The organism is Candidatus Hartigia pinicola (genome assembly GCA_020541205.1).
Classification (GTDB): domain Bacteria; phylum Pseudomonadota; class Gammaproteobacteria; order Enterobacterales; family Enterobacteriaceae; genus Hartigia; species Hartigia pinicola.
In genome coordinates this window covers 1,005,531-1,021,463 of record CP048208.1, presented here as the reverse complement: position 1 = coordinate 1,021,463, position 15,933 = coordinate 1,005,531, and the positions used below count along the sequence as shown (strand labels likewise).

General features: G+C 33.3%; 11 protein-coding genes. All 11 read left to right on the top strand.

Annotation, left to right across the window (positions count from 1 at the left end):
• Positions 1 to 3,919 precede the first annotated feature (3,919 nt).
• Entirely contained in the window at positions 3,920 to 4,366 is a 447-nt protein-coding gene (ndhC, locus tag GFV14_RS01920) for an NADH-quinone oxidoreductase subunit A (RefSeq protein WP_457914674.1), read from the top strand.
• Between the two features lie 24 nt (positions 4,367 to 4,390).
• Positions 4,391 to 5,065, top strand: coding sequence for a NuoB/complex I 20 kDa subunit family protein (locus GFV14_RS01915; RefSeq protein WP_457914652.1), 675 nt, complete (start codon positions 4,391 to 4,393; stop codon positions 5,063 to 5,065).
• A 77-nt stretch (positions 5,066 to 5,142) separates the two neighbouring features.
• Positions 5,143 to 6,939, top strand: coding sequence for an NADH-quinone oxidoreductase subunit C/D (nuoC, locus tag GFV14_RS01910; RefSeq protein WP_457914651.1), 1,797 nt, complete (start codon positions 5,143 to 5,145; stop codon positions 6,937 to 6,939).
• 2 nt (positions 6,940 to 6,941) lie between these two features.
• Complete coding sequence (gene nuoE, locus GFV14_RS01905; RefSeq protein ID WP_457914650.1) at positions 6,942 to 7,487, top strand: NADH-quinone oxidoreductase subunit NuoE; 546 nt, start codon at positions 6,942 to 6,944, stop codon at positions 7,485 to 7,487.
• Positions 7,484 to 8,836, top strand: coding sequence for an NADH-quinone oxidoreductase subunit NuoF (nuoF, locus tag GFV14_RS01900; protein ID WP_457914649.1), 1,353 nt, complete (start codon positions 7,484 to 7,486; stop codon positions 8,834 to 8,836). The genes nuoE and nuoF overlap by 4 nt, the downstream gene beginning before the upstream one ends.
• 106 nt (positions 8,837 to 8,942) lie before the next feature.
• Complete coding sequence (gene nuoG, locus GFV14_RS01895) at positions 8,943 to 11,672, top strand: NADH-quinone oxidoreductase subunit NuoG (protein ID WP_457914648.1); 2,730 nt, start codon at positions 8,943 to 8,945, stop codon at positions 11,670 to 11,672.
• Positions 11,672 to 12,646, top strand: coding sequence for an NADH-quinone oxidoreductase subunit NuoH (nuoH, locus tag GFV14_RS01890; RefSeq protein ID WP_457914647.1), 975 nt, complete (start codon positions 11,672 to 11,674; stop codon positions 12,644 to 12,646). Before nuoG ends, nuoH begins: the two co-directional genes overlap by 1 nt.
• A gap of 19 nt (positions 12,647 to 12,665) precedes the next feature.
• Positions 12,666 to 13,208 (top strand): NADH-quinone oxidoreductase subunit NuoI, encoded by a 543-nt coding sequence (gene nuoI / locus GFV14_RS01885; protein WP_457914646.1) that lies wholly within the window; start codon positions 12,666 to 12,668, stop codon positions 13,206 to 13,208.
• A gap of 12 nt (positions 13,209 to 13,220) precedes the next feature.
• Positions 13,221 to 13,757 (top strand): NADH-quinone oxidoreductase subunit J, encoded by a 537-nt coding sequence (gene nuoJ, locus GFV14_RS01880; protein WP_457914645.1) that lies wholly within the window; start codon positions 13,221 to 13,223, stop codon positions 13,755 to 13,757.
• Positions 13,757 to 14,059: an NADH-quinone oxidoreductase subunit NuoK gene (nuoK, locus tag GFV14_RS01875; RefSeq protein ID WP_457914644.1), complete on the top strand. Its 303-nt coding sequence runs from the start codon at positions 13,757 to 13,759 to the stop codon at positions 14,057 to 14,059. Before nuoJ ends, nuoK begins: the two co-directional genes overlap by 1 nt.
• Positions 14,056 to 15,918, top strand: a complete 1,863-nt coding sequence (nuoL, locus tag GFV14_RS01870; RefSeq protein ID WP_457914643.1) for an NADH-quinone oxidoreductase subunit L — start codon at positions 14,056 to 14,058, stop codon at positions 15,916 to 15,918. The genes nuoK and nuoL overlap by 4 nt, the downstream gene beginning before the upstream one ends.
• Positions 15,919 to 15,933: the final 15 nt, after the last annotated feature.

Sequence of the window (15,933 nt, the reverse complement as noted above, 5' to 3'; positions counted from 1 at the left end):
AAATTAAAATTATTTTTTTAATATAGAACGTATCTTATAAAGAAAAAATTATTATTAACACTAGAGTAATATTCTTTCTGAAAATATTGAATATTTCAAACATTTTAGCAAAAATAAAAAATTACTGCGTGAAATAGATTTTTATATGTAAAATAAATACTGTTCACTTTTATTTCTGAAAATATATAGAAGTGTTAATGTGTTATTCTGTATAATCATACTTTCGAATAAAATAAATAACGTAACTCAAATATAATTTAATAAATCTTTTAACAAAGCTAGGTAAGCACTTATATATTACAAAATATTTTTTAAACATATTTTAAATAACGACAAAAAATAATGTTTTTAAAAGTTAACCAGTGAACTTACTAAACAATATAAAATAAATTATAGAGTTATGAGTGGTGTGAAATCTTGTTTAAAGATGATAAAGAATTTATTTCATTAATATTAATTTCAAAAATAAGGTATCGCATATAACAATAAAACATTTATTATTTTCTATAAAAAATAATAAATGTTTTATTGTGAAAATAAGTAATTAAAATAAGATTAATGATAAAAATGCTATTAAATGTATTGAGAATATTAAATAAATTTCAAATGAAATTTTAAACCAATACAACACCTATTCATAATACTAATTCACAAGATATCACATATTTTATAATGATCGAGAAACAACTGATATTACCAGTATAAAACTTAATCTATAGTATATTGTACTTTCAAAATACGAAATAAAACTACGTATCACACTTAAAATATTTTTATGATTCATCATCAACCGATTCTTTTATTTATATGAAAGAACTAAAAAAAAGAGAGATGATATATAATGAAGATTATTAGTATTATCTTTTATCTAAAATATTTTTAACGTTTTAGTTTGTATCCAATGACAAAGTTTATAACGCACAGCATTAATAATCACTAAAATAGTGTTTTATATAGTTGATTAATTTAAATATCTTTCATTACTTAATATAATAGATAACAAACGTATCTAACAGATCAATGACCTACTTTTGTGCTACTCTCGTGTGAATACAATGCTTTTATTTTACTATTTCATCTTTAAAGTTTAGCTGTTAACTCTATATTATTTGAATAATTTCATATAAAGATGCGCGTAATAAAAATATTTAAAATATCTTCTAGAGTGAGAGATATTCAGCATTTTTCTAAAAATCTTTATTTTAATATTATAAAGATAAAAAAAGTGTTGTAAATTTATATAAACAATTTAGATAAGTAAAAATCATTTTTAATAACAATACAGGTTAGGAAGAAGCCAACTCTTATAATATTTTAAAAAACTATTATATAAAATTTACAATTTAAATTGTACAATTTTATAAATAACTTTAATATCTCCTTAAATAAACTATTATATTCAATAATAAAACATCTATAATCAATTAAATTTTCATTAAGTTCTAATATTCTAACATAATAATATTTCTTATAAAGAATATTTTTTAGTTTTGAGAGAAATTAAACGTTTATTTTTAACAAAAAAATAATACAATATTTTAATTGTTATTACATTTCATGCTATAAAATTATTATTAAATTAAAACAATCGTAATCGCTATTTTTGTAAAAAACATCTTTGATAATATATACAAAATAATATAAAAACATACTCAAGAAATTACATTGTTATTCAAATACATAAAATACTTTTACTCATACTCTGGCTAAAATATATGTAGTTTAATGAAATTACTATTACTCTTAGTAAACACTTAAATTCTTCATATGGTTTGATTTAAAAAAGATTGCAGTATTTTTTTAGATTAGTATACTAAAAACTTTACTACCAATAAGAAATCTTATGACAATAAACTATTACATTAATTATATGTTAGGTATAGTTAAAAATCGCTCAGAAAAATATTATAATGACTTGGTATCTTTCTAACTACTAGAAAAAATTCTTAAGCACTTTATTACCTTGTAAGGTGCAATAATGTTGCAGATTATTAATTATTAAGTATTCAGTTTGAAAATGCTTTGAAGTGTAAAATGATAGCTAAAATAATAGTAAAGATTAATATTATTTCAATGAGAATGCTCAGAAAATAATAGTTCTGCTAACCGAGTAAAGATACATCTTTTTATTTAACCGATAATAAAAAGGTAAATATATTCATTGAATAATATGATTATTAACGCTTAATGGACTATATTAATATAATTTAATAATTTCGATCATTAGAGTCATACAAGTACTTAACAGCTTACTTTAATTATTGTTGAACAATATTAACTATTGAATATAAGTAACGATTAACATACCTTAATCAACTAATTGATAAAATTATGTTTTTAATAATTATATTAATTTTTATATTTAAATTTTGGTTTTCTTATTTAATAACGTGTAACATTTTGATAAAATAATTTTACTTTTAACTCAATTTTTTAGGTATTGTTAGATTTCAAAAAAAATTTACTTACTTATATACTCAAAATTCTACTGATATAATAACTAACACTAAATAAAAAACCGTGATAATCACAATAATTTTGTTGAATGCGACAAATTTTACCACTCAGTCAATCAACCATAAAAGAAAAAAGATTAACCGTGAAATGATCACAGTGATATAAATTTATATAAAAGTGATTTTTAGCATTGATTTTTCTTCAAAAAAAATAAAAAACTACACAATCTCAATGAATAAATATACTATTGAAATACATTTTATTATTTTTTCAACATTGAAAGCGTTTTTCTAAGCATCTTAATATATTCTTACGCTTATCATATTGATTATATTGAAAGTATTTGGTCTATTACATTGCACCGTCTTAATGATGATGTTTAGTATATTATATATACCTTTTATCTAAAAAAATTTTTACTTATATATATCGCTATCCGCTAATATATACTGTATACATATAAGCGATTTTTATACAAGTTAAAATTGTGCAGTTATTTGTTTGATCCTTGAAAGACCCCTATTTTATTATACTTAAATAAAGTAAACATTTAACATTATTTATCATAATATATTCATCTAATACTGCAAACCTTTTCAATGGAATTATATTTTTTATGATGCGTACGTATGTTCTGAAATACTTTATATTTTATAATCATTACGACAATAGTTCTTCGCATAGTAAAACTACTATACAAATTTTTCTAACAACATTTTAACAGATAATTTAACAGACTTAGATCTCTTTATATCAATTTTTCTTTTTAAAAATTTAAAAGAATAATATACAGAATTTTTTCTAAAAAAATTACGGTAACATGCTCCAGTAGAAATAAATAGGAAGAATAGATAATAGTACAAAAACAACTTAAACCACTTTATTTTCTCTGAGTCTTTTGTGATTAAGAATTTTAAGCAATAAAAACTCAATCTATTGAAATTTTTTTAACTTTTGTCATTATTGAAAGCGTGTATAATTCTGATAGAAAATATGAAATAATAATATTTGAAATGTGTGTATAATTTTTTAGTGTTCATATAAACTATCTCATAAAAACTCTGAAAGGTTTTTCAAAAATACTGTATAGTAAATCAAATAAAAAAATAATTTTCATCTAGTACATCAGTGGTTTTTCTGAAACAATGACGTAGTAAAAGTTCATAACGAGTGAAACTAGTTAGTGCATTGTCATGTTAATATGTTTTAGCTGTTTTATAAATGTAAGTTTTATTTTTCATTATTATTTTTCATATTAATAAAATGTACAAATATAGTTAATGCGCTTCACTAAAACTCAGTAACTAGTCAAAGACAGGACAAATCAACTACAGGTCTTGAGTTATTTTAAGCGTAGTGACCATTTACGTTTTGCTTTTTGACTAATTAAGTAATTATAATATTCAGACTAATTAAATATTAAATAAGAACAGATTTACGCGCTATCTGTAATGAGTGATTAATAAATATGTCTACATCTACACTAGCTTTAGCCCATAATTGGGGTTTTGCAATATTCATTATCGGTATCATTGCTTTTTGTTTCGTTATATTGCTCATTAGCTATTTCCTTGGCGGCCGAGCCAAAGCAAGAACAAAACACGTCCCTTATGAATCCGGTATTAATTCTGTAGGAAGCGCACACCTTCGCTTATCAGCTAAATTCTACATGGTAGCTATGTTTTTTGTTATTTTTGATGTTGAATCTATATTTCTATTCGCATGGGCAATCTCCGTGCGTGAGGTGGGTTTTTTAGGTTTGATCGAAGCAGCTATTTTTATTCTGGTATTATTATCAGGGCTTTTTTATCTGAACCGAATTGGTGCATTAAGCTGGACGCCTATCGGTTCACATAGCGTAGTTAAAGGTCCTAGTGAAATTATTAAAATTAGGAATCGTTATTCGTAATAAAAAAAAGTGAGGAATTATACAATGAATTATACACTCACCCGCATAGATCCACACGGAAAAAAAGACCATTACCCTCTACAAACTCAAGAAATCGTTGACGATCCACTTGAGCAGCAAGTTAAAAACAATGTCTATATGGGGAAGCTTTCCCATACATTACATAACGTGGTTAACTGGGGACGCAAAAACTCTCTCTGGCCATTTAACTTTGGTCTCTCATGTTGCTATGTAGAAATGGTTACGTCATTCACATCAGTTCATGACGTAGCCCGTTTTGGATCAGAAGTACTGCGTACATCACCTCGTCAAGCGGACTTGATGGTAATCGCCGGAACCTGCTTTATTAAAATGGCCCCTGTTATTCAACGACTTTATGATCAGATGCTAGAACCTAAATGGGTTATTTCCATGGGTGCATGTGCCAACTCCGGTGGTATGTATGATATTTATTCAGTTGTACAAGGTGTAGATAAATTTCTTCCTGTAGATGTTTACATTCCAGGATGCCCACCACGTCCTGAAGCTTATATACAAGCACTATTGCTATTACAGGAATCTATTAGTAAGGAGCGTCTTCCTCTCTTATGGAGCATCGGTGATCAAGGGGCGTATCGTCCTAAGATGCAATCAGAAAAAACAAGAAAGTACGGTGAACGCATCGCAATAAAAAATCTACGTACTCCAGACGAAATTTAAGGCTTAAAAGCCACACAGCGTAACAGAACAATGTGTTGCGAAATAATAAAACTGACCAAGCATTATGGTAAAGAATTATGACAGATCAGATAGCATACGTGAATAAATTGTCTGAATGGCAAACGCAAGATCACTTAAATGATCCTGTACTCTTAGAACTTCGTAATCAATTTAATCCTGATGACTTTTCTGTTCAAGAAACACGTACTGGTATGCCGGTGATCTGGATAAGACGGGCACAATTATTAGAAATCGTAATTTTTTTAAAATCACTATCCAAACCATATATCATGCTATTTGATTTACATGGAGTTGATGAGCGCCATAGAATTCATACACAAGGTTTACCAAAAGCAGATTTTTGTGTTTTTTATCACCTAATTTCTCTTGATCGTAATCGCGATATCATGTTGAAGGTTGCGTTAAACGAAAAAGACCTCAATATACCATCTATGGTATTGCTATTCCCAAATGCCAACTGGCATGAACGTGAAGTATGGGATATGTTCGGAATTACTTTTCAAGGTCATCCAAATTTACGTCGTTTACTCATGCCTATAGACTGGGAGGGTCATCCACTGCGTAAAGACTACCCAGCACGCGCAACTGAATGTGACCCATTTAAACTGACAAAACAAAAACAAGATCTAGACATGGAGGCTCTTACTTTTAAACCAGAAGAATGGGGTATGGCACGTAAAAAAGAAAATGAAGATTTTATGTTTCTTAACTTAGGTCCTAACCATCCATCATCACATGGCGCTTTCCGTATTGTGTTACAACTCGATGGTGAAGAGATAGTGAACTGCGTTCCTGATATCGGTTATCACCATCGTGGTGCTGAAAAAATGGGCGAACGTCAATCATGGCATACCTATATTCCTTACACTGACCGAATCGAATATCTCGGTGGGTGTGTAAATGAGATGCCATACATCTTAGCAGTTGAAAAACTAGCTGGTATTGAAGTACCAGATCGTGTCAAAACGATTCGCATTATGCTTTCTGAATTATTCCGTATTAATAGTCATCTTTTGTATATCAGTACGTATATACAAGATGTAGGAGCGATGACACCTGTATTCCTGGCTTTTACTGACCGCCAAAAAATCTATAACGTCATTGAAGGTATTACTGGCTGTCGTATGCATCCGGCTTGGTTCCGTATTGGTGGAGTTGCACATGACCTACCACGTGGTTGGGATACACTACTGCACGAATTATTAAATTGGTTACCCAAACGAGTAGAATCTTATGTGACTATAGCGCTTAAAAATTCTATATTAAAAGGACGTTCAAGCGGCGTAGCTTCTTATACTAAAGAAGCAGCATTAGCTTGGGGTGTGACAGGTGCAGGTTTACGCGCAACCGGGATTGATTTTGATGTACGTAAATGGCGTCCATATTCTGGTTATGAAAATTTTGAATTTGACATTCCTATTGCCCAGAACGGTGACTGTTATGACCGTGTGATGATTAAAGTTGAAGAGATACGTCAAAGTCTTTGTATTCTTCAGCAATGTTTAAAGAATATGCCAGAAGGACCTTTTAAAGCCGATCATCCGTTGACTACACCGCCACCCAAAGAACGAACATTGCAGCATATTGAGACTCTTATTAACCATTTCCTTCAAGTATCTTGGGGACCAATTATGCCTGCCAACGAATCATTCCAGATGATTGAAGCAACTAAAGGAGTTAATAGTTATTACCTGACCAGTGATGGAGGTACCATGAGTTACCGTACTCGTATTCGTACGCCCAGTTATGCACATTTACAACAAATTCCTTCGGTAATCAATGGTAGCTTAGTTTCTGACTTAATTGTCTATTTGGGTAGTATTGATTTTGTAATGTCAGATGTGGATCGCTAACCATGTATAATAAATATAATAACCAGACTCATCTTAACTGCATAAAAATTTTTGAGAAAAAACCAAAGGCGTATTATGGTTTTACCTTAACTGAAATTGAACGTTCAGAAATTGAAAGCAAAAAAAAACATAATGAAAATTCAGCTGCTGCGTCAATTGAAGCATTAAAAATTGTACAAAAATATCGTGGATGGGTTGAAGATGGGGCTATCTACGCTATTGCCGAGGTTCTAGGGATACCCGCAACTGATGTTGAAGGTGTAGCGACATTCTATAGCCAAATATTTCGCCAACCTGTTGGTCGACATATTATTCGCTATTGTGATAGCGTTGTTTGTCATATCACAGGTTATCAAAGTTTGGAAACTAAAATGATTGACCACCTCAAAATTTTCCCAGGACAAACAACATCCAATGGTCAATTTACACTATTACCAACTTCTTGTTTAGGTAACTGTGATAAAGGTCCCACTATGATGATTAATGAAGATACTCACAGCTATGTACAACCAGAAGATATTGAACGTTTATTGGAACAGTATCCATGACATATTCTTCCGTAAAAAAAGTGATTCGCTCTGCTGAGACACATCCTTTAACATGGCGTCTACGTGATGACAGACAACCAGTTTGGTTGACTGAATATCGTTTGACTAATGGATATGAAAGTGTGAAACATGTACTACAACATACAACACCGGATGAAGTCGTTAAGCTTATTAAAGATTCCGGGTTGAAAGGTCGTGGTGGCGCAGGATTTTCTACTGGTCTTAAATGGAGCTTAATGCCAAAAAACGAAAATATTAAAGTGAGATATTTTTTATGTAACGCAGATGAAATGGAACCTGGAACTTATAAAGACCGTCTATTAATGGAGAAATTGCCCCACTTATTAGTTGAAGGTATGATCATTGGAGCATATGCGCTAAAAGCCTGCCGTGGGTATATATTTTTACGTAATGACTATGTTGAAGCAGAAAAAAATTTACGCCGAGCCATCAAGGAAGCCAAAGATGAAGCTCTGCTTGGTAAAAACATTTTAGGTTCAGGTTTTGATTTTGAATTATTGATTCATATTAGTGCAGGACGTTATATCTGTGGTGAAGAAACAGCATTAATTAACTCTTTAGAAGGTCGCCGTGCTAACCCACGGGCTAAGCCACCGTTTCCTGCTACATCTGGAGCTTGGGGTAAGCCCACCTGTGTTAATAATGTTGAAACCATCTGTAACGTACCCGCAATTCTTGAGCATGGTGAGAGATGGTATATTAATCTTAGCGCCGGGAAAAGCAAAGATGCTGGGACTAAATTAATGGGCTTCTCAGGTCGTGTTAAACATCCCGGCTTATGGGAATTGCCATTTGGCACAACAGCACGTGAAGTATTAGAAGATTACGCTGGAGGTATGCGGGATGGTTTAGTATTAAAAGCATGGCAACCAGGTGGTGCAGGTACCGCATTTCTTATGAATGATCACCTTGATTTTCCTATGGATTTTGAATCTATTAGTAAAGCAGGTAGTCGCTTAGGTACTGCACTTTCCATGGCTGTTGATAATGAAATTAATATGGTCTCTTTAGTCCGAAATCTTGAAACTTTTTTTTCACGTGAGTCCTGTGGCTGGTGTACGCCTTGTCGTGATGGATTACCATGGAGCGTTAAAATTTTACAAGCTTTGGAAAAAGGAGAAGGGCAACCGGGTGATATAGAAATACTTGAAAAAATATGTCACTTCTTAGGCCCAGGGAAAGCTTTCTGTGCTCACGCGCCTGGTGCAATTGAGCCATTACAGAGTGCAATGAGATATTTTCGTAAAGAATTTGAATCAGGTATTTCATCAAAAGATTTACGTAATATTGTCCAGATTGCAGGTATTCAACCTAATCTAATGAAATAAAGTTGCGAATATTCTTGTACAGACGTAAACGTAAAATAGATATTCACAAAGAATATATTTTGATGCACAACTCCTCTTTAGCGGGTTCTTAGGAAACATTCTGATTATGGCTATTATATATGTAGACGGAAAAGAATATAATATAAACGGGACTATGAATTTATTACAAGCTTGTTTGTCTCTAGGTCTAGATATTCCTTATTTTTGCTGGCATCCTGCGCTAGGAAGTGTTGGAGCATGTCGACAATGCGCGGTTAAACAATATAAAAATGCAGATGATATCTGTGGTCAGCTTGTCATGTCTTGTATGATTCCAGCGAAAGAAGGTACTTATATTTCTATTAATGATCAAGAAGCCAAACAATTTCGTGAAAGTGTTATTGAATGGTTAATGACAAATCATCCACACGACTGTCCAGTCTGTGAAGAAGGTGGCAACTGTCATTTGCAAGATATGACAGTCATGACTGGTCATAATATCCGAAAATACCGTTTTACAAAACGTACTCACATCAATCAGAATCTAGGGGGATTTATTGGTCATGAAATGAACCGTTGCATTGCATGCTATCGATGTATACGTTATTACAAAGATTATGCAGATGGTCATGATTTAGGTGTGTATGGTGCACATAACTATATCTACTTCGGTCGTACTGAAGAAGGTGCACTTGAGAATGAGTTTTCAGGTAACTTAGTGGAAGTGTGTCCGACAGGAGTCTTTACAGATAAAACTCATTCTGAACACTATAATCGTAAATGGGATATGCAATTTTCACCAGGTATCTGTCAGCAATGTAGTATTGGCTGTAATACAATCCAAGGTGAACGCTATGGAATATTACGCCGGATCGAAAATCGTTATAATGGTTCAGTAAATCACTATTTCCTCTGTGATCGTGGACGCTTTGGTTACGGTTATGTTAATCGTAAAGATAGACCACGCCAACCTATTTTTAAAAAAAATGGTGTCAAACATACTATTTCTGCGATTGAAGCAATAGAAACTGGAGCTCAGTTAATTAAACAAGCAAAAAAAGTTATTGGCATTGGTTCTCCGAGAGCAAGTGTCGAAAGTAATTACGCACTTCGTGCACTAGTTGGTGAAAAAAACTTCTACTCCGGCATATCAACTAATGAAAATCATTGTTTAAATTTAATGAGTAATATTCTACAAAATGGTGGTATTTATACGCCCAATCTACGTGAAGTAGAGAGTTATGATTCAGTGCTAATTCTTGGTGAAGATTTAACTCAAACAAGTGCTCGTATGGCTCTTTCCGTACGACAAGCAATAAAAGGCAAAGCACGTAAAATAGCTGCAGAACAAAACATTGCTGATTGGCAAAGTGAAGCTATCATGCATATTAGTCAAAACGCAAAATATCCACTATTTATCACTAGCGTTGATGAAACTTGTTTAGACGATATTGCAGAATTTAACTATCGTGCACCGGTCGCAGATCAAGCGCGATTAGGTTTTGCTATTGCTAACATGATTAATATTAATGCACCAATAGTTGATAATCTTTCTAATCACTTGAAAAATAAAGTAAAAACTATCGCAAAATCTCTATCTATCGCGAAGAAACCATTAATTATCAGTGGCAGTCACTCTGCAAGTACTGCTGTCATCCAAGCAGCTGCAAATATTGCATTTGCACTCAAAGAAAACGGTACTGATGTTGGTTTATCTTATTTGCCTTCAAACGCTAACAGTTTTGGCTTAGCGATGATGAAAGCACAACCGTTAAACAATGCTTTTTCTTGTATTAATTCTAACGAAGCTGACGTTGCTATCGTAATGGAAAATGATCTGTATCGCAATCACCATAGCAGTAAAAATGTGGTTGATAGTTATTTGGAAAAACTAAAACATCTCATTGTTATTGATCACCAGTACACTACTATTATGGACAAAGCAACAGTAGTGTTGCCAACAGCAAGCTTCGCTGAAGCAAACGGTACGCTGATTAACCAAGAAGGCCGAGCACAACGATTTTTTCAAGTATTTGACCCATCTTTCTACGATAAATCTATTGTTATGAATGAAAGTTGGCGCTGGTTACATGCACTAAAAATTACAGTGCAAGGAAAAAGTGTAAATTGGTCACAGCTTGATCATGTTATTGCTGATTGCGTAACTGCACTACCACAATTTGCAGGTATAGTTAACGCAGCACCAAATGCCTCTTTCCGTATTCGTGGACAAAAGTTAGCACGTGAACCACATCGTTATAGTGGACGTACTGCAATGCTATCGAATCAAACTATTCATGAACAACGCCAACCACAAGATATTGATACACCATTTACTTTTTCAATGGAAGGAAATAACAACCCAGACGCACCGCGCCAGCAAATTCCATTTGTATGGGCTCCAGGTTGGAACTCACCGCAAGCTTGGAATAAATTTCAAAACGAAATAGGAGGACATCTACGTTATGGAGATCCAGGTGTTCGTTTATTTAATTCAGTAAAAAGAGAATTACCTTACTTCTCAAATATTCCACCTGCTTATAAGGCGTTAAAATCAGAGTGGATTATTGCACCTTACTATCACTTATTTGGTAGCGAAGAAATGTCTCAGCGTTCGGACGTAATCCAAACACGCATGCCAGAGCCTTATATGATGCTTAATATGCAAGATGCAGAAGTACTAGGAATTACAGCAGGAACAAACGCAAAATTTAACTATGATGGTCAAGTGTTTAACCTAATAGTTCGTCTTAGCACACATCTGTGTTGTGGTCAAATTGGTTTACCATTAGGTATGCCAGGTATTACTCCCGCAATGGCTGGTGTATCAGTCAATAATCTGCGAAGAGGTGCATGATGGATTGGATACCTCCATGCGTAATAGAAGTACTGATTTCTGTATTTAAATCAATTGTTATCTTATTAATTGTCTTAACCTGCGGTGCATATATGAGTTTAGGGGAACGCCGTATGCTTGGACTATTTCAGAATCGTTATGGTCCCAACCGAATTGGTTTATTTGGCACAGGGCAATTAATTGCTGATATGTTGAAGATGTTGTTCAAAGAAGATTGGATCCCAAAATTTGCCGATAAACAAATTTTTACGCTCGCGCCAGTGATTGCATTTTGTTTATTGTTTTTTGCATTTGCAATTATTCCTATTAGTCCGACATGGTACGTTGCTGATTTGAATATTGGAGTCTTGTTTTTTTTAATGATGGCAAGTTTGTCTGTGTACGCTATATTGTTCGCGGGCTGGTCAAGTAATAATAAATACTCTTTATTAGGTGCAATACGTGCTGCTGCACAAACCTTAAGTTATGAAGTATTCTTAGGTATCTCACTAATGGGAGTTGTTGCTCAAGCAGGTTCTTTTAACTTAATTGATATTGTGAATTCTCAAGAAGATGTATGGAATATCATTCCACAATTCTTTGGTTTTATCACTTTTGCAATTGCGTGCGTTGCTGTATGTCACCGTCACCCACTAGACCAACCGGAAGCAGAACAAGAAATCGCAGATGGTTACCATATAGAATATTCAGGTATGAAATTCGGCTTATTCTTCATTGGTGAATATATCAGCATGATCACAGTTTCTGCACTAATTGTAACACTCTTCTTTGGTGGTTGGCATGGACCAATCTTACCACCTTCTCTCTGGTTTATTATTAAAACTGCCTTCTTCATGATAATGTTTATTCTAATTCGTGCATCTTTACCACGTCCACGTTATGATCAAGTAATGCACTTTGGTTGGAAAATCTGCCTACCGTTAACTTTGCTTAACTTGCTTGGAACTGCGGTAATAATTTTATACAACGTTTAAGTAAAGGAGTGATTAAACCATGACATTGAAAGATTTATTAGTTGGTTTCGGAACTCAAGTACGCAGTATTTGGTTAATTGGTTTACACGCATTTCAAAAACGTGAAACGTTAATGTACCCAGAAGAACCAGTTTACTTATCACCCCGCTATCGTGGGCGTATTGTCTTAACACGTGATCCTGATGGTGAAGAACGTTGCGTTGCTTGTAACCTATGTGCAGTTGCTTGCCCTGTTGGTTGTATCTCACTAGAAAAATCTGAGACGAAAGATGGGCGCTGGTATCCTAAATTTTTCCGTGTTAACTTCTCACGTTGCATATTTTGTGGTCTGTGTGAAGAGGCTTGTCCAACAATGGCAATTCAACTAACACCTGATTTTGAAATGGCTGAGTGGCGTCGTCAAGATCTTGTTTATGAAAAAGATGACTTATTGATTTCAGGCCCAGGAAAATATCCTGATTATAGCTTTTATCGTAAATCAGGTATAATCTTTACAAGTAAAAATCAAAGTGAATTGGATAATGAAGCTAAACCTATTAACGTTAAAGATCTATTACCATAAGGAGCGATATTAATGGAATTTACGTTCTATATCGCCGGTTTGCTTGCTATTTTAGCAACTTTAAAAGTAATAACTAATACTAACCCGGTACATACTTTATTATATTTTATTATTTCTCTTCTAGCACTGTCTATGGTGTTTTTCTCTCTTGGTGCATATTTTGCTGGTTCATTAGAGATTATAGTGTATGCAGGTGCCATCATGGTACTCTTTGTTTTTATAGTGATGATACTCAATCTTGGGGAACCTATACAAAAGAAAGAGAAATGGTTAAAACTAAAAAACTGGATTGGACCTGTAATTTTATCCGCAGTACTATTAGCTCTCTTTGTGTATGGTATAACAACCTTATCATATCAGAATTGTATTTCTGATATAGTTATTCATTCGAAAAACGTGGCAATTACTCTATTTAGCTTATATATATTTGCTGTTGAATTAACATCTTTATTACTACTAGCGGGTCTAGTTGTTGCATTCCACATTGGACGTGATCGTCAACAAACCTATACTAATATAGTAAGTAATATGAAAACAGAGAAAGAATAATGATACCTCTTGAACACGGGCTGATTTTAGCAGCAATTCTTTTTGTAATGGGATTCAGCTGTCTTGTTATGCGCCGCAACTTCTTTTTCATATTAATCGGACTAGAAATTATGATTAACTCAACTGCTTTAGCTTTCGTTGTCGCAGGTAGTTTTTGGGGGCAATCAGATGGTCAGATCATGTACATTTTTACTATTGCACTCGCTGCCGCAGAAGCTAGTATCGGATTAGCATTTTTACTGCAACTCTATCGTCATCGTCAAAATCTGAATATTGATAAAGTCAGTGAGATGCTTGTATGAACTTACTTTATTTAATTATTTTTTTTCCACTATTAGGTTTTGTGATACTCGCACTGTCTCGTGGTTACTGGTCAGAAAATATTACTGCAATAATTGGTGTTGGATCTATAGGGATAACTGCTATAGTTACAAACTATGTAGGTTTTGATTTCTTAGAACACAAAGCATTGATTTCTAATACAGAAAACACTTTTGTTTACAAACAACTTTTATGGACTTGGATCTCAATAAGTGATTTTATAATACCCTTTACTTTACATCTTGATGGTCTCTCATTGACAATGATAAGTATTGTTACAAACGTTGGTTTTCTGATCCAGATTTATGCTTCTTGGTATATGCGTGGTAAGGAAGGATATTCGCGTTTTTTTACTTATACTAACTTATTTATCGCGAGCATGATAATTTTAATTCTCGCAGAGAATATGATGTTAATGTATCTCGGTTGGGAATGGGTAGGGTTATGCAGTTATCTGCTAATTAATTTTTACTATACAAAACCAGATAACGGCACGTCAGCAATGAAAGCCTTTTTTATAACACGTTTAGGAGATGTATTTCTTGCTATTGGCATGTTTATTCTCTGGAATGCACTGGGTACACTGAATTTTAATGATATAGCAGTCTTGGCTCCACAAAAAATCACACAAGATAGTACAACTATCATATGGGCAACCGTAATGATCTTGATTGGTGCAGTTGGAAAATCAGCGCAAATTCCACTTCATACATGGTTAGCAGATGCAATGGTAGGTCCTGCGCCAGTATCTGCGCTAATTCACTCAGCAACCATGGTAACTTCTGGAGTTTACCTTATTGCACGTACTCATGTATTGTTCTTAATGGCACCAGATATTTTGAATTTAGTAGGAATTATAGGTGGAATCACCCTTCTACTTGCAGGTTGTGCAGCACTGGTTCAAACTGATATTAAACGTATACTCGCTTACTCAACTATAAGTCAAATAAGTTATATGTTCTTAGCACTAGGTGTTCAAGCTTGGGATGCAGCAATTTTTCACTTAATGACACACGCTTTTTTTAAAGCTTTACTTTTCTTGTCAGCAGGTTCTGTAATTATTGCGTGTAATCATGAACAAAATATTTTTAAGATGGGCGGCTTATCTAAACAAATCCCTTACATTTATATTCTAATGTTAATTGGTGGAAGTGCATTATCTGCTTTACCATGGTTCACTGCAGGTTTTTATAGTAAAGATGCTATCTTATGGGGTGTAAACATTAATGGACAATCTATTTTGTTATGGTTAGGGCTCATCGGAACACTACTGACTGCAATGTATACTTTTCGTATGATTTTTATTGTTTTCCATGGTAAGAAAAAAATCAAAGCTCAGAAGGTTAAAGGCTTTACTCACTCTATACCACTAGGCATCTTAGCTATCTTAGCAACATTCATTGGTGCTAAAATTAATCAACCATTAGATGGTATATTTCCTTTAAATTCAATAGATTATGTATCTAATAAAGTTAAATTAGAAATTCTTTCAGGTAGTCTTGCGATTATAGGCCTGCTAATTGTAGCATTTATTTATCTATTCAGATATTCGATAGTTAACACACTTTCTAAAAATACAATAAGTCGTTTTTTTTTAACATTATGCTATCATGCGTGGGGCTTTGAGTGCTTGTATAATATAGTCTTTATTAAACCATTCAAATCTGTTGCATGGTTGCTAGAAAGTGATCCTGTTAACTCTTTAATGAACCTTCCAGTTTTTTTTTGTCGTTGGGCAAATAAAGGATTAGCAGTGAGTGAAAACGGACAGGTCCGTTGGTATACAGCCTCATTAGGGCTGGGTGCAGTGCTTATTCTTGCTCTGCTACTTTTAGTTTAATTAAGAGACACATAG